The organism is Streptomyces sp. NPDC052225 (assembly GCF_040679615.1).
Classification (GTDB): domain Bacteria; phylum Actinomycetota; class Actinomycetes; order Streptomycetales; family Streptomycetaceae; genus Streptomyces.
Genome location: NZ_JBFAVD010000019.1, coordinates 139,805 through 157,456 on the forward strand (window position 1 = coordinate 139,805; position 17,652 = coordinate 157,456).

16 protein-coding genes are annotated in these 17,652 nt (G+C 72.4%); 6 read left to right on the forward strand and 10 right to left on the reverse strand.

The features are described from left to right. Positions 1–43: 43 nt before the first annotated feature. Entirely contained in the window at positions 44–3,871 is a 3,828-nt protein-coding gene (locus AB0L37_RS26060; protein WP_365510031.1) for an endo-alpha-N-acetylgalactosaminidase family protein, read from the reverse strand. Positions 3,872–3,985: 114 nt separating this feature from the next. Then, positions 3,986–4,495, reverse strand: coding sequence for a hypothetical protein (locus AB0L37_RS26065; RefSeq protein WP_365510034.1), 510 nt, complete (start codon positions 4,493–4,495; stop codon positions 3,986–3,988). 258 nt (positions 4,496–4,753) lie between these two features. Here AB0L37_RS26065 and AB0L37_RS26070 point away from each other — a divergent pair, with 258 nt between their 5' ends. After that, a complete protein-coding gene (locus AB0L37_RS26070; protein WP_365510037.1) occupies positions 4,754–5,362 on the forward strand; it encodes a YceI family protein in 609 nt (202 codons plus the stop codon). Positions 5,363–5,471: 109 nt separating this feature from the next. Here the strand turns inward: AB0L37_RS26070 and AB0L37_RS26075 are convergent, their stop codons facing one another. Both AB0L37_RS26075 and AB0L37_RS26080 read right to left on the reverse strand, forming a co-directional pair. Continuing rightward, positions 5,472–7,877 carry an FtsX-like permease family protein gene (locus AB0L37_RS26075; RefSeq protein WP_365510040.1) on the reverse strand — a complete coding sequence of 802 codons (2,406 nt, stop codon included), beginning with the start codon at positions 7,875–7,877 and terminating at the stop codon, positions 5,472–5,474. Beyond that, positions 7,874–8,638 (reverse strand): ABC transporter ATP-binding protein, encoded by a 765-nt coding sequence (locus AB0L37_RS26080; RefSeq protein WP_365510043.1) that lies wholly within the window; start codon positions 8,636–8,638, stop codon positions 7,874–7,876. Before AB0L37_RS26080 ends, AB0L37_RS26075 begins: the two co-directional genes overlap by 4 nt. A 258-nt stretch (positions 8,639–8,896) precedes the next feature. On the opposite strand from AB0L37_RS26080, the gene AB0L37_RS26085 reads away from it, so the two are divergent. Together AB0L37_RS26085 and AB0L37_RS26090 are read left to right on the forward strand one after the other, a co-directional pair. Next, complete coding sequence (locus tag AB0L37_RS26085; protein ID WP_365510045.1) at positions 8,897–10,243, forward strand: histidine kinase; 1,347 nt, start codon at positions 8,897–8,899, stop codon at positions 10,241–10,243. Then, positions 10,243–10,947: a response regulator transcription factor gene (locus AB0L37_RS26090; protein ID WP_365510048.1), complete on the forward strand. Its 705-nt coding sequence runs from the start codon at positions 10,243–10,245 to the stop codon at positions 10,945–10,947. Before AB0L37_RS26085 ends, AB0L37_RS26090 begins: the two co-directional genes overlap by 1 nt. On the opposite strand, the gene AB0L37_RS26095 is transcribed toward AB0L37_RS26090, so the two are convergent. The 5 genes from AB0L37_RS26095 to AB0L37_RS26115 all read right to left on the reverse strand — a co-directional run bounded on the left by AB0L37_RS26095 (position 10,895) and on the right by AB0L37_RS26115 (position 14,350). Beyond that, positions 10,895–11,338: a lasso peptide biosynthesis B2 protein gene (locus AB0L37_RS26095; RefSeq protein WP_365510051.1), complete on the reverse strand. Its 444-nt coding sequence runs from the start codon at positions 11,336–11,338 to the stop codon at positions 10,895–10,897. The two genes, AB0L37_RS26090 and AB0L37_RS26095, sit on opposite strands and share 53 nt — an antisense overlap. Further along, positions 11,335–11,586: a lasso peptide biosynthesis PqqD family chaperone gene (locus AB0L37_RS26100; RefSeq protein ID WP_365510054.1), complete on the reverse strand. Its 252-nt coding sequence runs from the start codon at positions 11,584–11,586 to the stop codon at positions 11,335–11,337. Before AB0L37_RS26100 ends, AB0L37_RS26095 begins: the two co-directional genes overlap by 4 nt. Further along, positions 11,583–13,520, reverse strand: a complete 1,938-nt coding sequence (locus tag AB0L37_RS26105; RefSeq protein ID WP_365510056.1) for an asparagine synthase-related protein — start codon at positions 13,518–13,520, stop codon at positions 11,583–11,585. The genes AB0L37_RS26100 and AB0L37_RS26105 overlap by 4 nt, the downstream gene beginning before the upstream one ends. A 39-nt stretch (positions 13,521–13,559) precedes the next feature. Continuing rightward, positions 13,560–13,721 carry a keywimysin-related RiPP gene (locus AB0L37_RS26110; RefSeq protein ID WP_365510059.1) on the reverse strand — a complete coding sequence of 54 codons (162 nt, stop codon included), beginning with the start codon at positions 13,719–13,721 and terminating at the stop codon, positions 13,560–13,562. 143 nt (positions 13,722–13,864) lie between these two features. Further along, positions 13,865–14,350: an ATP-binding protein gene (locus tag AB0L37_RS26115; RefSeq protein ID WP_365510120.1), complete on the reverse strand. Its 486-nt coding sequence runs from the start codon at positions 14,348–14,350 to the stop codon at positions 13,865–13,867. Positions 14,351–14,462: 112 nt separating this feature from the next. Between AB0L37_RS26115 and AB0L37_RS26120 the strand changes: the two genes are divergently transcribed. Genes AB0L37_RS26120 through AB0L37_RS26130 form a run of 3 tightly spaced genes read left to right on the forward strand, consistent with a single transcriptional unit; the run spans position 14,463 to position 16,835 of the window. Beyond that, positions 14,463–15,269, forward strand: a complete 807-nt coding sequence (locus tag AB0L37_RS26120) for a helix-turn-helix transcriptional regulator (RefSeq protein ID WP_365510062.1) — start codon at positions 14,463–14,465, stop codon at positions 15,267–15,269. Then, positions 15,266–15,472: a DUF397 domain-containing protein gene (locus tag AB0L37_RS26125; RefSeq protein WP_365510065.1), complete on the forward strand. Its 207-nt coding sequence runs from the start codon at positions 15,266–15,268 to the stop codon at positions 15,470–15,472. The genes AB0L37_RS26120 and AB0L37_RS26125 overlap by 4 nt, the downstream gene beginning before the upstream one ends. Next, positions 15,465–16,835, forward strand: coding sequence for an oxidoreductase (locus AB0L37_RS26130; RefSeq protein WP_365510068.1), 1,371 nt, complete (start codon positions 15,465–15,467; stop codon positions 16,833–16,835). Before AB0L37_RS26125 ends, AB0L37_RS26130 begins: the two co-directional genes overlap by 8 nt. On the opposite strand, the gene AB0L37_RS26135 is transcribed toward AB0L37_RS26130, so the two are convergent. Then, entirely contained in the window at positions 16,822–17,580 is a 759-nt protein-coding gene (locus tag AB0L37_RS26135) for a class I SAM-dependent methyltransferase (protein ID WP_365510071.1), read from the reverse strand. The two genes, AB0L37_RS26130 and AB0L37_RS26135, sit on opposite strands and share 14 nt — an antisense overlap. Positions 17,581–17,652 lie beyond the last annotated feature (72 nt).

The window sequence follows — 17,652 nt, forward strand, 5'->3', positions numbered from 1 at the left end:
GTGGCTTGTAGGGGTCACACAAAGGTGGCGCGTGAGAGGCCTGTCACACTCCGCAGTGGAAGCGGGCGGCGCCCCAGTCCGCGTGGTCGTTTCCGTTGCCGTCGCCGCCGTCCCCGACGACCAGGTCGACGTACGTGGCGCCGGTGACGTCGGCGGTCAGCGACCAGGCCGCGTCCGTGGCCTTGAGGACCGGTGACGCCACCTTCTCGGTGCCGTCGGCCGCCACCGAGAATCGCACACTTCCGCGGGTGGTCTGCACGTCGTCGACGCCGACCTGCGCCGTGAAGGAGGTGCACTGTCCGCCGAGGTAGTAGCGGATCCTGGCCGGGGCGTGGGTGCCGAGGCCCTTGTCGTACGTCACTCCCCCGATCTTCAGGGGTGTGCCGTCGCCCTGGCCCTGTTCGCCGTTGGACAGGTCCTTCTCGACCGGGCCCCAGCCGTTGTCGGCCGACGTCCAGTCCAGGTCGCTCGCGTACGTGTCCGTGGTGGGCGGCGGCGGGAGCGTGCGGACGGCGGCGGACGCGGCGAGGCTGCGCGGGGTGCCGGCGACCGTGTACGCGGCCTGGGCGTTCAGCTCGTAGGGCCGGTACGGAGCGTCGGCGGGCGGCGTCACCTGCCAGGTCGCCTTGGCCTTCGCGCCCGGGGCCACGGTGTCGAGGCGGACGGGGTCCGCCGGTTCCGCCTGCCAGCCGTCCGGCAGGGCGAGGGTGAGGGCCGCGTCGTCGACGGCGGTGCTCTCGTAGTTGGTGAAGGTGGCCTCGACCTTGTTGGGGCGGCCGGGCTCCAGGGTCTCCCCCGCGTCGAGGGCGAGGGTGGCGCAGGCCGCCTTCTCCTTCGCCGGGCCGAGGTCGGTCACGGTGAAGTCGTCGAGCACGAAGTCCGCGCCGTCCGGGGCGCCGGTCAGCTTGCGCAGGCCGGTCCAGGTGTCGCCGCAGCCCGCCGTGACGGTGGTGGTGAAGTGCCCGGTGGTGCGCTGTTGCCCGAGAGGGAGGGCTGCCGTCTCGACGGCGTCGTCCCCGCGGTCGTAGCCGCTGACCCACTGGTAGGCGCCGGCGTGGCTGGACTGGTAGGCGAAGTCGACCTGGTAGGCGTGCCCGTCGCGCAGCGGGACGGCCGCCGGTGAGGTGCGGTAGACGACGCCGTCGTTCTCCTCGTGCGACTTGAGGGATTCGGCGCCGCCGATGACGTCGTCGGTGAGCTTGCCGTTCCAACCGGCTTGTGTGTACGGGGAGTTCTTCTGGGCGATGTGGGTGCGCGGGTCGGTGACACCGCCCGCGTCGCCCTTGTCGAAGGGGCCCCAGCCCTGGTCGACGTCCTCGAAGTCCTCGTGAACCACCGTGCCGGGTGCGGATGTCGGGGCGTTGCGGACCACGCGTACGTCGTCGACGCGGACCTTCGCTCCGCCGTCGTCCCGCGCGGCCGCGATGCGCAGGGTGGCCGAACCGTCGGCGGGCGCGGTGAAGTTGACCTTCACGCGCTGCATGTTCGTGCCGTGCCAGTCGCTTCCCGCCATGGTGTTCGGGAGCGTGGAGCGGTCGAGGGCGGCGGTGGCGCCGTTGCCCGCGCTCAGGGTCGTACGCCGGGTCGCGCCGGGCTCGATCTCGATCCAGGCGGAGGCGGTGTAGCGCTTGCCGGGTTCGAGTCCGGTGACCCGCTGGCCGATCGACGCCGCGGCAGTGCCGGTGAGCGCGGCGCTGTTGCGGCCGTTTCCGTCCGTGTCGCGGGCGACGGTGCCGCCGCGCTCCCAGCCGGTGAGGCGGGCGTCGTTGAAGCCGGGGTCCTTCAGGCCGGTGCCCTCGCCCCAGGCCGGGTCGGCGGCGCGCGGGGTCTTGTCGGCCGGGTAGAGGACGTACGGCTGTCCGGCGGCGGCGTCGAGGGTGAGCTTTCCGGCGCTGTCGGTGCGGACGGTGCCCGTCTTCACGCGGCCGTTGTCGGTGAGCTTGTAGACCGTGTACGAGCCCGGGTCCGCCGCCCAACTCGTCGTTCCGCCCTGCTTGTTGTAGTGGTACAGCTTCTTCCCGCCGTCCCACGGCAGCAGGTAGGCGTCGCCGTCGAGGACCGTGCGGCCGTGGTCGCGGAAGGTGCGGCGGCCGTTCTCGACGGTGCCGTGCAGGCCGCCGGTGAAGGTGATGTCGTTGCCGTCCCAGCGGGTGATCTTCTGGTGCTGGAGGTACTTCGCGGGAAGGTCGCGCTGCCAGACGTTGGCGTAGAAGTCGTTCCAGTCGTTCTCGCCGGTCCAGCCCTCGAAGTCGACGAGGGCGCTCTGGCCGAGGACGGGGTCGGCGTTCCAGACGTCCTTCTCGCTGTTGCGGATGAACCGGATGATCTTCGAGTTGAGGCCCTTGTTGGTGGCGCCGCCGTAGTCGAGGTCGTTGGCCCAGTGCGACCACAGGGACTGCCGCTCGAACTTGTCGGCCCACTCGGTGGCGAGGTTCCAGCCCTGCCCGTTGATGGCGTCGGCGGTCCGCTCCGCGATCCAGCCGTGCGTGTAGTACACGTCGACGTAGACGGTGGTGAGGTTCTTGTCGGTCTCGTCGCGCAGCTGCTTGAAGCGGGCGGCGAGGTCGCCGCCGGTGATGTCGCGGCGCTGGTCGATGTAGTAGCTCTGGTCGAGCCAGTTCCAGCCGGGGGCCTTCGGGTCGACGAGGTCGTCGCTGAAGTGCTTCGCGACGGGGTACGCCTCGGTGGCGTTGACGTGGACGCCGAACTCGGCGCCGTACTTCTTGCCCGCCTTGAGCAGGGTGTTGAGGTCCTTGAGGCCGCCCGCACGCTTGTTGATGTTGCCGCCGTAGTCCGGGTGCGCGGAGTCGTGACCCTCGGACGCGTACCCCTTGAGCAGGGCGAACTGGCCGAGGTCGTCGGTGGCCAGGCCGATGCGCTTGACGTCGTCGAGGGTGCGCAGGAAGGGGTGCTGGGCCTGGCTGGCGAAGTTGAACGGGATATGGGTGACGACCCGGTCGGCGGTCTTGTCGGCGCCCTTGGCCTTGATGCCGATGGACCGGAAGGCGACGGCGCCGTCCTGCCAGTCGACGGTGCCGTCGGCGTTGGCGTCGGGGGTGACGACGACCTTGGCCCACGGCAGGTCCTTGCCGGTCGCCGGGGCCTGCGCGCCCGCGCCGCGGTACGTCCACTGCCCCGACCAGACGCCGACCCGCGTCCCGCCGTCGGCGCCCTTGCGGGCCTGGTGCCAGAAGCGGGCGTCGTCGCCGCCGGTGGCGCCGCTCGGCTTGTCGTACGTGGAGTTGGACTCGACGGCCGCGGCGAGCCGGTCCGTACTGACGATGGCGTACGAGGCTCCGGTCGCCGCCTGCTCGGCCGGGGTGCCCGCGGTGACCTTGCCGAAGACGTCGGCGGTGCGCGTGGAGTCCGGGTCGAGCTTGGTGAAGGCGGTCGCGGCGCCGCCGTCCGCGCTGCCCACGGAGACCAGGTCGTGCCCCGGGATGTCGATGGTGCCGACGCGGAAGGCGGCCGTGTCGCGTACCGCCGTGACCTTGAAGGTCGTCGTGCGGCCGACGACGGCGAGCGTCGCGTCGATCTCCACGTCCGGCAGATCGGGGAAGGCGAGGGTGTACGCGGCCCGCGCACCGTCCACGGCGGGCGCGGCGGCGAGCCTGACCGGGTACGCCTTGCCGTTGAGGGTGACCTCGGTGACGGCGCGCGTACTGGCGAGCAGGCGGGCGCCGCCGGCCCGTTCCTCGTAGGACAGGACGCGCGGGAAGTCGTCGGCGACGGTGACCTTCAGCTGCGCCGAGGTGAGGACGAGGCCTGGGGCCTGGTCGCTCTCCTCGGCGGCGACGGGCGTCGCGAGCGCGAGCACGGTGACGGCCGCCAGAGCGAGGGCGGCATGCGAAGCACGGGATCTTCGGGGCATGGGCCCTGGGTATCGGCGGGGGCCGTGGCAGGTCAACGGGCTTGGCGCGCCACGGCGTTGGCAGTCCAACAACCCGCGTCCGTAAGTCCAAGCCCCCGCCGTCGCGGTCAGCGGTCAGCAGCCGCCGCAGTTGTAGTAGAGGACGTCCCAGTGGCTGCCCTCGTCGGCGTAGATGTTGCCGGAGCCGGACTTGTACTGCGGGGCGCCGTCGCCGCGCAGCCCTATGTAGCTGAAGTTGTTCTTGACGTAGCTCGTGACGCAGGTGGTCTTGCTGTAGTCGAGCTTGTAGCCGTTCCAGTGCGAGTACGTGCCGCTCGCGTGGCCGACTTCCGTGCCGCCCGTGATGTTCAGGGCGCAGCCGCTCGCGCTCTTGAGGGTCTGGGCGCCCTGGGCGGTGGCGAGGTTGAGCTGCTCGAAGGACGTACAGGTCGAGTTGTACCGGTCGGAGCAGCCGCCCGAGGACGACCAGGTGATGCCGGACGCTCTGAACATCGAGGTCGCCGTCGCGTGGCTGATCTTGGTGACGGCGAACGCGTCGGTCGCGGTGGTGAGCACCCCGAAGCCGGGTGCGACGAGGGCGCCCGTGGTGAGGGCGAGGGCGGTGAGGGCGGAGCGGATGCGCATGGGGGTTCCTTCCTGCTGAGGACCGTGCTGAAGCGTGCTGGCTGTGAGACGGCTGTGGTGCAGGTGGCGCAAGGAGATGGTGCCGGGTTCTACGCGCGTCCGGAAGGGCGCCTTCAGGATCCACCGGGTGTAATCGAGAGGACACGTAGCGAATGATGTTGAAAGTTGTACATCATCGCGCTACAGTCGGAGCCAGTTGAAAGTTCAACGTTCAACATTCCCGGCACTGCCGTGCCGCCCGTCCCCAAGGAGCACGTCATGGGCATCTTCGGCCGCAAGAACGACACCACCGACACCACCGCCGCCGCCACCACGGCCGGCCCGGATCTGTCCGCCCTGACCGGCGACTACACGGTCGACCCCGCGCACACCTCGCTCGGCTTCGTCGCCCGGCACGCGATGGTGACGAACGTGAAGGGCGGCTTCAGCGACTTCACCGGCACGCTGCACCTGGACGGCTCGGACCCGAGCAAGTCGACGGCGTCGTTCGACGTGCAGATGGCGAGCATCGACACGGGCAACGCCGACCGTGACGGCCACCTGAAGAGCGCCGACTTCTTCAAGATCGACGAGTTCCCGACGATGACGTTCCGCTCGACGTCCGCCGAGTCCCTGGGCGGCGACGACTACCGCATCACCGGCGACCTCTCGATCCTCGGCACGACCCGGCCGCTCACGATCGACCTGGAGTTCAACGGCGCCGCCAAGGACCCCTTCGGCAACGAGCGCGTCGGCTTCGAGGGCAAGGCCCAGATCCTGCGCTCCGAGTGGGGCATCACCTGGAACGCCGCCCTGGAGACCGGTGGCGTCCTCGTCTCCGACAAGATCAAGCTGATCTTCGACATCTCGGCGATCAAGAACGCCTGACGCAAGCGGCAGACATAGCAAGCGAGTTGAGGCGGCCACGGAACGCGTGGCCGCCAACTCGTCGTTCCCTCCCGTCGTTGCGTCCCGTCGTTGCGTCCCGTCGTGACGGTCATTCCGTCCGCAGCGCCGTCGCCGTCCTGATCCGCGCCGCCCATCCCGCGGGCAGCAGTGCCCCGAGTACGGCGATGAGGACACCGCCGAGCACCAGCAGGGCGAGTTGCGGCGCGTGGTACACGGCCAGGACGAAGTCCGGCAGGGTGACACCCGCGCCCTCGCCCATGGCCGGCACGATCCAGTGGTGCAGCGCCCGGCCGAGCAGGACGCCGCCCGCACCGCCCGCGAGGCCGGTGAGCACGACCGAGGTGACGACCATGACGGCGGTCTGCCGCGGGGTCATGCCGAGGGCCTTGTGGACGCCGAGTTCCTGGACGCGTTCGCGGGTGTCGAGGACGACGCCGTTGAGCACGCCGAGCGCGGCGACGGCGACGATCATGAGGGTGAGCATCGCGCCGAGCGCGTTGAGCGAGTCGACGATGTCGCTGCCGCCCGAGTCGTCCAGGGGCCCGGCGTGGGCCTCCAGCTTCTCGTGCGCGGATCCGGCCTTCTCCTTCAGCGCCGCCGTGAGCGCGGTGGCGTAACTCCTGGCGTTCGTACCGGAGTTGAGCTTGATCTGGTACGAGCGCGGGGCCAGGTTCGGCGCGGACTTCTTGAGGGTGGCCAGGTCGGTGAGGAGCAGCGTGCCGAAGTTCGAGGTCTCGAAGACCTCTCCGACGATCCGTACGGTGAACGGCTTGCCGTTCTCGACGGCGGCGGTGAACGTGACGGTGTCCCCGACCTTCACCCCCAGCTGTTTCAGCAGTCCGCTCGGCACGACCGCCTCGCCCGCCTTCGTGAACCAACGGCCGGACATCAAGCGGTAGTCGGCCCAGCTCGCGTCGCCGGTGAAGGCGGTGACGTCGATGTCGTCACTGAGGCCGAGGGCGTTCGCCCGGGTCTCGGCCAGGCCGTAGTACGCGCGGGTGCCGGGCTGCGCCGCGATCACCCGGGCGGCGGCGGACGCACGGGAGATGTCGTCCTCTCCGGGGCCCGGTGCCTGCGGCGGGCCCCCGGTCTGCGGGGTCGCCACGGAGGCGACGGTGACGTCCGAGTTGTCGTGCTGCCGGGCGTCCATGATCGAGTTCAGTGACGAGCCGAGGCCGAGCGTGAAGGTGACGGCGACCGCGCCGAAGCCGACGGCGGCGGCCATGGCGAGGGCCCGCGCGGGGCGGCCGAACGGCCGGGCGAGTCCCAGGCAGACGGGGCGCGGCAGCGGCAGGCGCGCGGCGAGTCCGGCGGCCCACCGCCCGCGTCCGGGGCGTGCGGCGCGGCCCACGGCGATGGCGTCGACGGCGCGCAGCCGTCCGGCCCGCCAGGCGCTCAGCCATGCGGTGAGGGCGACGACCCCGAGGACGACGGCGAGGACGGCGGCGTCGACCCAGGGCGCGATGGTCAGCGGCGTCGAGCTGTAGGCGTTCTCCGCTTCTTGCAGGAGGGGTACGGCGGTCAGGTGGCCGGCGACGACACCGAGCGCGGCGCCGACGGCGGCCGGGACGAGGGCCTGGGCGAGATAGGCGCGGACGACCTGGTGCGGGGTGAAGCCGACGGCCTTGAGGATGCCGATGCGGCGCAGGCCGGCGCCGACCGTGCCGGCGACGACGTTGCCGACGATGAGCACCGACATGACGAGGCCGAGGCCGCCGAACGCCAGCAGGAACGGGATGTACACCGCCGTCTCGCGCTCGCTCGCGGCCTTGAGGGTGAGCCAGGACCTCGTGCCGGCGACGGAGCCGGCGGGGACGGACGCGGTCAGTTCCTTGCGGACGGCGGCCACTTGGCTCTTGGTCGAGGCCGAGTTCAGGCGGTAGAGCATCTCGTAGCCGCGGGGGCCGTGCTGCGGGGTGAGCGCGCCGATCTGCGCGGGCAGCACCCAGGCGTCGCCGGTGCGGCTGACGGAGCGGGCGAGGCCGACGACGGTGAGGGTCGGCTTTCCGGGCAGCGCTTCGAAGGTCAGCTTGCCGCCGAGGGTGATGGGCAGCCCCGCGTCGGCGGACAGGGTGATCTCCCCGGCGCCGCGGGGCCAGCGGCCCTCGGTGAGGGTGAGGCGGTCGACCGCGCCGCCGGGGTGGGAGCGGCCGATGACGGTGAGCGGGCGGGGCACCGTGCCGCGCATGCCGTCGGGGGCGGAGAAGACGGGGCTCGCGGTGGTCGTCCGGAAGGGCCCCGCGGTGGCGCTGACGCCGTCGCCCGAACTGCCCTTCAGCGCGGCCGATTTGACCTTGTTCGCGTCGTACTGCACGGACAGGTGCGCGCCGTGCTGTTTGCCGAAGGCGGTCGTGAAGGGCGCCCGTGACGACACGAGGAGGGTGCCCGCGAGGACGGACGCGGCGACGGCCATCAGCGTGGTCAGGCAGATCACCACGGCCGGGACGCGGCGCCGGGCGACGCCCGCGCGCACGACTTTGCCGAGGGCGCTCATCGGACGGCCCCCGCGACGGCGGGGGTGGCGGTGTCGGAGGCGATGCGGCCGTCGACGAGGTGCAGGGTGCGGCGGGTGCAGGCGCGGGCCAGGGCGACGTCGTGGGTGACGACGACGAGGGTCTGGCCGTCGGCGTTCAGGGCGCGCAGCAGCGTCTGGACGTCCTCGCCGGACGCGCTGTCGAGGGCGCCGGTCGGTTCGTCGGCGAGGAGCAGGGCGGGCCGGTTCATCAGGGCGCGGGCGACGGCGACACGCTGGCGTTCGCCGCCGGACAGGCGGGTGGGATGGGCGCGGGCGTGCCGGGCGATACCGAGGTTCTCCATCAGCTCGGCGGCGCGGCGGCGGGCCTCCTGCCGTGCGGTGCCCGCGAGTTGGGCGGGCAGGGCGATGTTGTCGGCGACGCTCAGGTCGTCGAGCAGGTGGAAGAACTGGAAGACCATGCCGACCTTCGTCCTGCGGTAGCGGGCGGCGCCGGCCTCGCCGAGCCGGTCGACGCGGACGCCGTCCACGGTGACGGTGCCGGTGTCGGGCCGGTCGAGCCCGGCGATCAGGCTCAGGAGCGTCGACTTGCCGCTGCCGGACGGGCCGAGCACGGCGACGGCCTCCCCGGCGCGAACGGTCAGCGAGACGCCGTCGAGGGCGGGCGGGCCGTCGGTGTAGGTGCGGCTCACGTCCTGGAGCCGGATGACCGGGGCGTGCGCCGGGCCCTCCACCGGGCTGTCGGCCGGACGGTGCGCCGGGGTGTGCGCTGGGGTGTTCATGGGGGGCCTCCTCGGCCTCGGCGGCGTGTGCCTCGGGAACCGTAGGGAGCGGGGGCGCGGGGCCGCGTCGCTCGGCCGGGCCAATCGCCGTACCGCGTGGGGATGAGGGCGGCGGGGTCATCCCAGCGGTGTAGTCGGCCGGTGGAGACGGGGGCGGGTGATCCCGGCCCCCGGGTGGATTACACGGGGGTGGGCGGGCGGTGAGAATGGGGCGAGTCGGGGGCGCGGGCGGGTGAGGGGGTGAGGGGGGTGGGCCGGTTGAGCGGGACGGGCTCGGTGTCGGGGGTGATCGAGATGGGCGGGGCGGCCCGGTGGCGGGCGAAGGCCAGGGCGGGGGTGCGGGCGGCGTTCGCGGTGCCCGGTGCGCGCCGCGAGGTGTTCCGGGACGGCCTGTTCGCCCTCGCGATGGCGCTGACCTGTGCGCTGTACGGGGTCAAGCACGCCGGTGGCGGGGGAGGCGACGGGCCGGCCCCGCCCACGCCCTGGGACCCGTCCGGCGTCCTGATCGTCGGGGGCGGGCCGGCCGAACCGCGCGGGCCGGTCGCCGTCTGGCTGGGTCTCGCGCTGATCGCGTATCTGGCGCTGGCGCTTCGCCGCCGCTTTCCGCTCGCCGTGCTGTGGACGGCGATCGTGACGACGGCCCTCATCCCGTCCGACTCGCCGCGCCTGACCTTCTACGCGCTGGCGATCACCGTCTACACGGCGACCGCGCACAGCACGCACCGCCGGGCGACGCTGCCGAGCCTGCTGGTGGCGATGATCCTGGTGAGCTACGCGTGGAAGTCGGACGAGTGGAACATCATCCCCGACCAGTTGGCGCCGCTGTTCGTCCTGCTGCCCATCGCGCTGACAGCCAACGGCCTGCGGACGTGGAAGCAGCGCAGCACGGAGGGCGCGTCGCGGCTCGCCACCCTGGAGCGGGAGCAGGCCGAGGCGCTGCGGGCCGCGGTCGCCGACGAGCGGGCCCGGATCGCGCGCGAGCTGCACGACGTCGTCACGCACAACGTGAGCGTGATGGTGATCCAGGCGGGCGCCGCCCGCAAGATCCTCGCGAAGAACCCGGAGGGAGCCACGCAGGCGCTGCTCGCGGTGGAGGCGGGCGGCCGGGCCGCCATGACCGAACTGCGGCACGTGATGGGCCTGTTGACCGCCGACGGCCTGGCGCAGGGTGACGAGGACGCGGCCGACGACCTCGCCCCGCAGCCCGGCCTGGACCACATACCGCCGCTGGTCGGCCGGCTGCGGCAGGCGGGCCTTCCGGTCGAGCTGACGACGACCGGCACACCCGGCACCGATGTCTCCCCGGGTATCGGGCTTGCCGCCTACCGGGTCGTGCAGGAGGCGCTCACGAACACGGTCAAGCACGCGCGGGGCGCCCGCGCCTCCGTCACCGTCGACCACTCCCCCGATGTGCTGCGCGTCGAGGTCACCGACACCGGCGGCACCCCGGGCGCCGCCGCCGCGACGGGGAACGGGCGGGGGCTGATCGGCCTGCGCGAGCGCCTCGCCGTGTACGGCGGGACCCTGCACACCGGCGCCCGGCTCACCGGCGGCTACCGCGTCGAGGCCCGCATACCGCTGCTCACCTCTACGGAGACTCCCTGATGTCCGCTGCCGCTGCCGCGCCCCTGCGGGTCGTGCTCGCCGACGACCAGACGCTCGTACGCACCGGGTTCCGGCTCATCCTCGACGCCGACGGCATCGACGTGGTCGCCGAGGCGGTGAACGGGGAAGAGGCGGTGGCCGCCGTCCGGCGGACCCGGCCCGACGTGGTCCTGATGGACATCCGGATGCCGGAGATGGACGGCCTGGAGGCGACGCGCCGCATCCTGTCCGCCGCCGCGGCCGAGCCGCCGCGCGTGCTGATCCTGACGACGTTCGACCTCGACCGTTATGTGTACGCGGCGCTCGCCGCCGGGGCCAGTGGCTTCCTGCTCAAGGACGTGACGCCGGAGCACCTCACGGCGGCGGTCCGCATGGTCCGTACGGGAGACGCGCTGCTCGCGCCCGCGATCACCCGCCGCCTCGTCGAGCGGTTCGCCCACCGCGAGGGCGACGGCGCCGGGTCGGACGCCTCCGCGCTCCACCGGGACCTGGCCTCGCTGACCCCGCGCGAGCTGGAGGTGCTCACGCTCCTCGCGCGCGGCCTGAGCAACGCGGAGCTCGCGGCGCGGCTGCACCTGTCCGAAGCGACCGTGAAGACGCACGTGGCCCGCATCCTGGCGAAGCTCTCGCTGCGGGACCGGGTGCAGGCCGTCATCGCCGCGTACGAGACGGGTCTGGTCGGCGCGGGCGAGCCGCGACCGTGATGAGCGGCCGGTACTCGTCGGCGGTGGCCCGCTCCCCCACGAGGCGGTGCTCGGCCTCCACCCAGGCGTGCGGGGCGAACGGCGGGGCGGCGCGGACGCCCGCGTGCCAGTCGGGCCAGGTCCCCGACATGCGGCACAGGAGGGCGACGGCGACCGAGCGGGGCAGGCAGCCGTACCAGCCGGCGCAGCGGCGGCTCGTCGTCACGACGGACTCGTAGGCGGTGAGCGCGGTGGCGTACGAGGCGGGGCGGGCACCGCGGCTGAGGAAGGCGAGCAGGCGGCGCAGCCGGTCGGGGCGGAGCCGGGCGGCGAGCAGGGCGACGCCGACGGCCGCGCGCACGCGCACACCGCGCCGGGCGCCCTGGCCCGGCATCGTCATCTCGGTGCTCACGGCGTGGCCATCTTCGCGTCGAGGAGCTGCCGGGTGAGCGCGGCGACGTCGGCCTCGGCCTGGGTACGGTCGACGTCGAAGGCGGCGAGGAGCCGTTCGACGGCGGCTTCGGGGCCGAGTCCGTCGGCGAGTGCGGTGATGACGACGGTGCCGGAGTCGTTCAACTGCCAGTAGGAACCGGCGCGTTGGTCGAGGAGTACGCCGCCGTACTCGGTGCTGGTGACCGCGATGCCGTCTCTGAGCTTCACCGGATGCATGCCTTTCCGATTGCGGGTTCGGGTGCGGGGCAGGTGGCGCGCAGCCACATCTCGCCGGCGACCGTCGCGTCGAGGGAGTGCCGGGTGTGGAGCGGGGAGTACGGGTCGGCGGCGAGCGCGTCGAGCCGCGTGGCGTCGACGAGTCCGAGGGCGGCGAGATGGGAGGTGCCCGCCTGCCACAACTCCCGCAGCTCGTCGCCGTGTCGGACGAGGCCCTGGGTGTGGTCGCCGTTCATGTGGTCCTTGGTGGTACGGGCGAGCAGGGGCGCGGGCACGACACCGCGCACCGCCTCGGCGAGGAGGGGTTTGTAGCGGGCGGGGTCGATGCGGTCGGCGAGGCGCACGGCGAGGGTGGCCTCGATGACGTGATCGGCGTACATCGGCGCGGCGACCGGCAGGCCGAGGGCGAGCCCGTACTCCTCCATGGCCTGGAAGTGGCGGGCGCCGATGCGGACGGTGTCGAGGTCGAGGTGGCGTCCGGGCCGGGGCGCGAGCGGTTCGGCGTGCGCGGCCGCTTCGCGGAAGGCGTCGCGTACGAGGGTGCGGGCGTCCGGGGTCAGCCACGGCGGCAGCGTCTGCGGAACTCCCCATGACAGCTGGGGTGTCCGGGCGGTCGGCGGCCCGTCGTCGGTGACGGCGCCGGCCAGCCAGCGCCGGTACGAGGGCCGGTTCAGCAGGGCGCGCACGGTCGCGGCGAGGGGCCAGCCGAGCTGGTGGCGCACGGCCGCGATGCGGTTCCAGGCGGCAAGGGGGTGGCGCGGGAGGAGGTCGGCGGTCGCGGCAGGGAGCGCCATGAAGAGTTCGTCGCCGCCGTAGCCGGTGAGGTGGACGCGGGAGCCCCGGGCCGCGGCGCGGGCGAGGAGCAGCCGGGCGCGGGCCCGGGCGGGCGCGACGGGCAGCGGTTCGTCGGTGGGGATGTCGTCGGGGCCGGGCGGGGCGGCGACGCCGGCGTAGAAGAGGGGCGCCTCGGCGGCGGGGACGACGTCGTGGGTGAGGCCGGCCGGGTCGGCGGCGCGGGCGAGGCCGACGGCGCGGCGGGCCCATGTCTCGTCCTCGGCGTGCCGCTCGCGGGAGGCCACGGTCAGCAGGGAGAGACGACCGGATGCGCCGGGCCCGGCGCCGGCGCGGCGGGCGAGGAAGGCGAGGGAGGTGGAGTCGAGGCCGCCGGAGAGTTCGGCGCTGACGTGCGGGGCGTCGGCGACGTGCGCGCGGACGGCACGGTCGAGCGCGTCACCGACTCGCAACGCGCCCTCTCGCAGCGGGAGTTCGGGTTCCGGGGCGTGCCACCACCGGCGGGTCGACGCCGACGTGCCATCCGTGCGCAGGACGAGCGCGTCCGCCGGGTCGATCTCGGTGATCCCGCGCCACATGGGGCGGCCGCCCAGCGGGTGCGGCAGGAAGTCGAGGAGGCGCAGGGCGAGGGCGGTCTCGTCGAGGGCGGCGCCGGTGAGGTGGGCGAGCACGGCGGGCCGGTCGGAGACGAGGCGCGGGCCGGTTCGCCCGGCGCCCTCCGTGACGTACACGCGGCGCAGCCCGGACGCGGTGCCGCGCGCCCAACACCCGTTCCCCATACGGGAGATGACGTGGTGGACGCCGGGCAGTCGGCGGGCGAGGCGGTGGTGCAGGGTGGCGTTGTCGCGGGCGGCGCGCAGGTCGGCGACGAGTTCGGCGGCCGGGACCGCGTCGGGCCCGATGACGACGACGGCGGCGTCCGCGCCGAGCGTGACGCCGCTGACGCGGCGCAGCGGGGCGCGGGCGATCAGCCAGGGTCGCCCGGACGGGTACCGGAAGATCCGGACTCCCTCGTCGGCATCGCCGACGGGGAGAAGACGCCCGGCCGCCGCCTGTCCGTCCGGGGTGTCCGGCAGGACGACGAAGCAGTCGCGCGCGTGGGGCGGCTGGCTCTGTGGGGGGTGGCCGGGCATCTTCACTCTTCCTGGGTGCTCGCGTGGGGGAACCGGCCGTCAGGTGAAGCGGCGGGTGATCCACTCCGAGTAGGAGCCGACGAAGTACCCGGCGGTCGTCTTGGTGAAGTCGCCCTGCTCGACCATGACGGGCGTCGCGTACGCCTTCTTCCGCCGCTCCGGCGCCTGCCCGTGCACCTGCTCCTGCGTCTGCTTCTCCATGGCGGGACCTCCTTCTCGTAGGTGCGCACGCACCTGTGCGCAACGGATGGGGTTGGTGTGCAGCGTGTGAACGCCATGACGATCCATAGCCAGTTGGTGAGCAGGCATGCGCACAGAGCGATCGATTTCGATGATTGACCTGATCACTTCCGGGCCGAGTCGGACTTGTCACGACGGGGTGGCGAAAGTCGGGGCGGGTAACCGCCGGTAAGGCCGGGGTTCGGGCCAGTGGTTGAAGGCGGGCCGAACTCGCACCACACCGTCTTCCCCGGATCGCGCTCCCCCACGCCCCACTTGTCCGCGAGCGCCGCGACGAGGAGCAGCCCGCGCCCGCACTCCGCGTCCGCCTCCGGCTCGGGCAGCCGTACGTCACCGGCTCCGCTGTCGTGCACCTCGACCCTGACCGTCCGGTCGGCGCACAGCTCGATGTGCAGAAGGAAACCCCGGCCGGGCGGCACGCCGTGCAGCAGCGCGTTGGTCGTGACCTCGCTGACGCAGAGAAGTACGTCGTCAAGGCGTTCGATTGCATGCCAGTCCTTGAGGGCCCACGCTGTGAACTCTCGCGCCGCCGGAATCGATTTGCGTTCGCGGCGGTAGAACGCCTCGCGTTTGTAGGGGAGTTGCTCCATGGGATGAATTTCGCGCGCGGGTGGTGCGCGGATGCAGGGAGACGGGTCGTACATCTGCATTTGTACGAGTGAACGCCGGGAAGGCCGAGTTCGGGTGGGGAACGGTACGCGTATGAAGAAGCAAGTGACGTCGTGGCATGCGATCGGGGCGCAGATCGCTCACTTCCGGAAGTACGTGGGGATGACGCAGACGGAGCTGGCGGACCGGCTCAACGTCAGCCACGACAAGATGGCGTCCATCGAGCAGGGGCGGCGGCCGTTGCGGATGCCGCTGGCCGTGGAGATCGACGAACTCCTTGACACCAAGGGGGCGTTGGCGGTGGGGGTGAGCAAGATCCCGGCGCGGGAGAAGTATCCGGTGGTCGTGGCGGACCTGGTGGAGTACGAGGAGAAGGCACGCGCCATCCTGTCGTACGAGACCCTGACGGTTCCGGGGTTGTTGCAGACCCCGGAGTACATGCGGGCCAGTCACGCGTACCGGTATCCGCCCTTGGCCGACGAGACGGTGGACGACTGGGTCACCGGACGTCTGGAGCGCCAGCTCATGTGGGAGCGGGAGCACCCTCCGTGGTGCACCTTCATCCTCGAGGAGTCGATCCTGCACCGGCCGGTCGGAGGCCGCGAGGTTATGCAGGGCCAGATCCGCAGGCTGTTGACACTGGGCGAACTCCCGTTCATCGGGGTACAGATCATGCCGCTCGGACAGGTTCCCCACGCAGGGCTCTCCGGCCCGATGAAGTTGTTGCAGAACGCCGACAACGACTTCGTCGTCTACCTGGAAGGGCAAGGGGGAAGCAGCGTCATCGAGGACCCCGACGAGGCAAGTGTCTACTTGGAGAAGTATGGAATGCTGCGGTCGCAGGCACTATCTCCAACGGAGAGCACACGCCTGCTGGACGGACTGCTAGGAGCCTCATGAACGCCGCAGCGCGACCGCACGACAACACCGCCGAACTCGCGTGGTTCAAGTCCAGCTACAGCAACAACGAAGGCGGCGACTGCGTAGAGGTCGCCCTCGGCGGAGCCGTCCACGTCCGCGACTCAAAGCTGAGCCCTGCCACCGGCCCCATCCTCACCGTCACCCCCCACGCCTGGCGCACCTTCCTCAAGGCCCGTGGCTGAAGGGAGCGTTGACGCCTCCGGGGTCAGACGGGCGATCCTCGACGACGCGGCCAGGGCCGAGCCCTACGTACTGCGGGACGCCCGTGTCACGGGGACGCTGCGGCTCGACGGGGCCGAGGTTCGGCGAGCCGTGCGGTTCGAGGCGTGCCGGTTCGACGAGGCGGTGAGCCTGGAAGGGGCGAGCACGCTCGGGTTCGCCGCCGTCGACGGCACGCTTCCGGGGCTGCGCGCCTCGACCACCCGGTTCGGAGGGCGAGTCGACCTACGCAGGTCCGTCATCGGTGAGCGGGACGGGGCCGAGAGCGCCGTCGATCTCGTGCACGCCGACATCGCGGGCGGGCTGCGGCTCGACGGCGCGCGGCTCGTCGCTCCGGGGCGGGTCGCGCTGGAGGCCGGCGGGCTCGCGATGCGGGGCGCCGTGTTCTGCGAGGACGGGTTCGTCGCGGAGGGCGAAGTCGGCTTCCCCGGTGCCGAGTTGCCGGGCGGGTTGTGGATGCGCCGGGCCCGGATCCGGGTGGGCGCGGCGGACGCGTACGCGTTCAACGGGGACGGACTCAAGGCGTCGAACGTACGGATGCAAGGGCTGCGGGCCGACGGGCGGATACGGTTGCGCGGCGCTCAGGTGGAGGACCTGGTGTCGTTCGAGTCGGCCGAACTGGGCGGCTCAGGTTCGTCGTTGATGGCCGTCGGGATGCGGGCCGGGGCCCTCGACATGCGGTTCGCGCGGCGGCCCGTCGGCGGGATCAACCTGCGCAACGCACACGCCGGGCGCATCCAGGACCACCCCACCACCTGGCCGACCGGCTCGCTCGGCCTGGACGGGCTGACGTACGACTGGCTCGGCGAGACGGCCGACGACCGCCGCGAGGACGTGACGAACCGCCTCGCGTGGCTGCGCCGCCAGCCCGTCTACGCGCCGCAGCCGTACGAGCAGCTCGCCTCCCACTACCGCAGGTCCGGCCACGAGGACGAGGCGCGCCGCGTCCTGCTCGTACGGGAGCGGACGCGGCGCGCGACCCTGGGACCGGCCGGGAAGGCGTGGGGCTGGCTGCTCGACGCGACCGTGGGATACGGGTACCGGCCGTGGATCGCGGGCATCTGGCTCGCCGCGCTCACCGTGATCGGCTCGCTGGTGTTCGCCGCGCACACCCCCGTCCCGAACAAGAAGGGCGAGGGCCCGCCCTTCCACGCCGTCGCCTACACCCTCGATCTGATGGTGCCGATCGGCGGCCTCGGCCAGCGCGACGGCTGGCACTGGGACGGGGCGGGCGTGCAGGGTCTCGCGTACGGGCTTGTCGCGGTCGGCTGGATCCTGACGACGACGGTGGTGGCGGGGGTGACCCGCACGCTCAGCCGCGCGTGAGCGTGAGCAGCGGCTCCTCGAACACGGGCGCGGGCGCCTCCGGGTCCTCGGCGACGGCCGCCTCCAGACGGCGGAAGCCGGTCTCCAGCTCGTCGGCGTCGAGTTGCGCGAAGAAGGACAGGGTGCGCAGGCGGAGTCGTTCGAGCATCGCGCCGCGCGTGCCGGCGGACGGCTCGGTGACCGTGGTGTAGGAGGCGACCTGCCAGCCCGCCGACGTGAACAGCTCGATCACCTCGTGCAGCGGCTGGTAGATCGCGGCGTCCGCCTCGTAGCCGCGCGGGAAGTGCTCCAGCCACCACGGCCGGGGGTGGTGGTCGCGGAAGTTCGTGCGCAGCAGCAGCCGCCCGCCGGGCTTGAGGACCCGCGCCAACTCCCGTACGGCGCGCGGCCGGTCCTTGACGTGGTGCCAGGACCAGGCCATGAGCGCGTAGTCGGCGCTGCCTGCCGGTACGGGTATCTCCTCGGCGGCGCCCGGCAGGTACCGGACGTCGGGGTGCCGGGACCTCTGCTCCGCCACCTCGCGCATCCGGGCCGACGGCTCGACACCCGTCACCGGCCCGAACGTCTCCGCGAGCGCGGGCGTGAACCGGCCGGTCCCGGAACCGACGTCGAGCCCGGCGAGGGGCCGCCGGTCCGGCAGCACCGCCTCGAACGCCCTGAGCCACACGTCCAGTTGGCGGTCGGTGAGGGCGCGGCCGCGCGCGTAGTCCTGGTGCTGCTGCGTGTCGTAGTCGACCACTCTCATCGCTGCGAACCTCCATCGACTCAACTACCGTACGGATATATCGAGTTGATACATCGCAGTGACATGCGCCAC

Bases quoted from the DNA above. Each gene is read 5' to 3' on its own strand.
- AB0L37_RS26110 (WP_365510059.1), bottom strand. From the start codon at position 13,721: ATGGAGAAGCAGACGCAGGAGCAGGTGCACGGGCAGGCGCCGGAGCGG.
- AB0L37_RS26135 (WP_365510071.1), bottom strand. From the start codon at position 17,580: ATGAGAGTGGTCGACTACGACACGCAGCAGCACCAGGACTACGCGCGC.
- AB0L37_RS26090 (WP_365510048.1), top strand. From the start codon at position 10,243: ATGTCCGCTGCCGCTGCCGCGCCCCTGCGGGTCGTGCTCGCCGACGAC.
- AB0L37_RS26070 (WP_365510037.1), top strand. From the start codon at position 4,754: ATGGGCATCTTCGGCCGCAAGAACGACACCACCGACACCACCGCCGCC.
- AB0L37_RS26120 (WP_365510062.1), top strand. From the start codon at position 14,463: ATGAAGAAGCAAGTGACGTCGTGGCATGCGATCGGGGCGCAGATCGCT.
- AB0L37_RS26065 (WP_365510034.1), bottom strand. From the start codon at position 4,495: ATGCGCATCCGCTCCGCCCTCACCGCCCTCGCCCTCACCACGGGCGCC.
- AB0L37_RS26105 (WP_365510056.1), bottom strand. From the start codon at position 13,520: ATGCCCGGCCACCCCCCACAGAGCCAGCCGCCCCACGCGCGCGACTGC.
- AB0L37_RS26075 (WP_365510040.1), bottom strand. From the start codon at position 7,877: ATGAGCGCCCTCGGCAAAGTCGTGCGCGCGGGCGTCGCCCGGCGCCGC.
- AB0L37_RS26060 (WP_365510031.1), bottom strand. From the start codon at position 3,871: ATGCCCCGAAGATCCCGTGCTTCGCATGCCGCCCTCGCTCTGGCGGCC.
- AB0L37_RS26080 (WP_365510043.1), bottom strand. From the start codon at position 8,638: ATGAACACCCCAGCGCACACCCCGGCGCACCGTCCGGCCGACAGCCCG.
- AB0L37_RS26115 (WP_365510120.1), bottom strand. From the start codon at position 14,350: ATGGAGCAACTCCCCTACAAACGCGAGGCGTTCTACCGCCGCGAACGC.
- AB0L37_RS26125 (WP_365510065.1), top strand. From the start codon at position 15,266: ATGAACGCCGCAGCGCGACCGCACGACAACACCGCCGAACTCGCGTGG.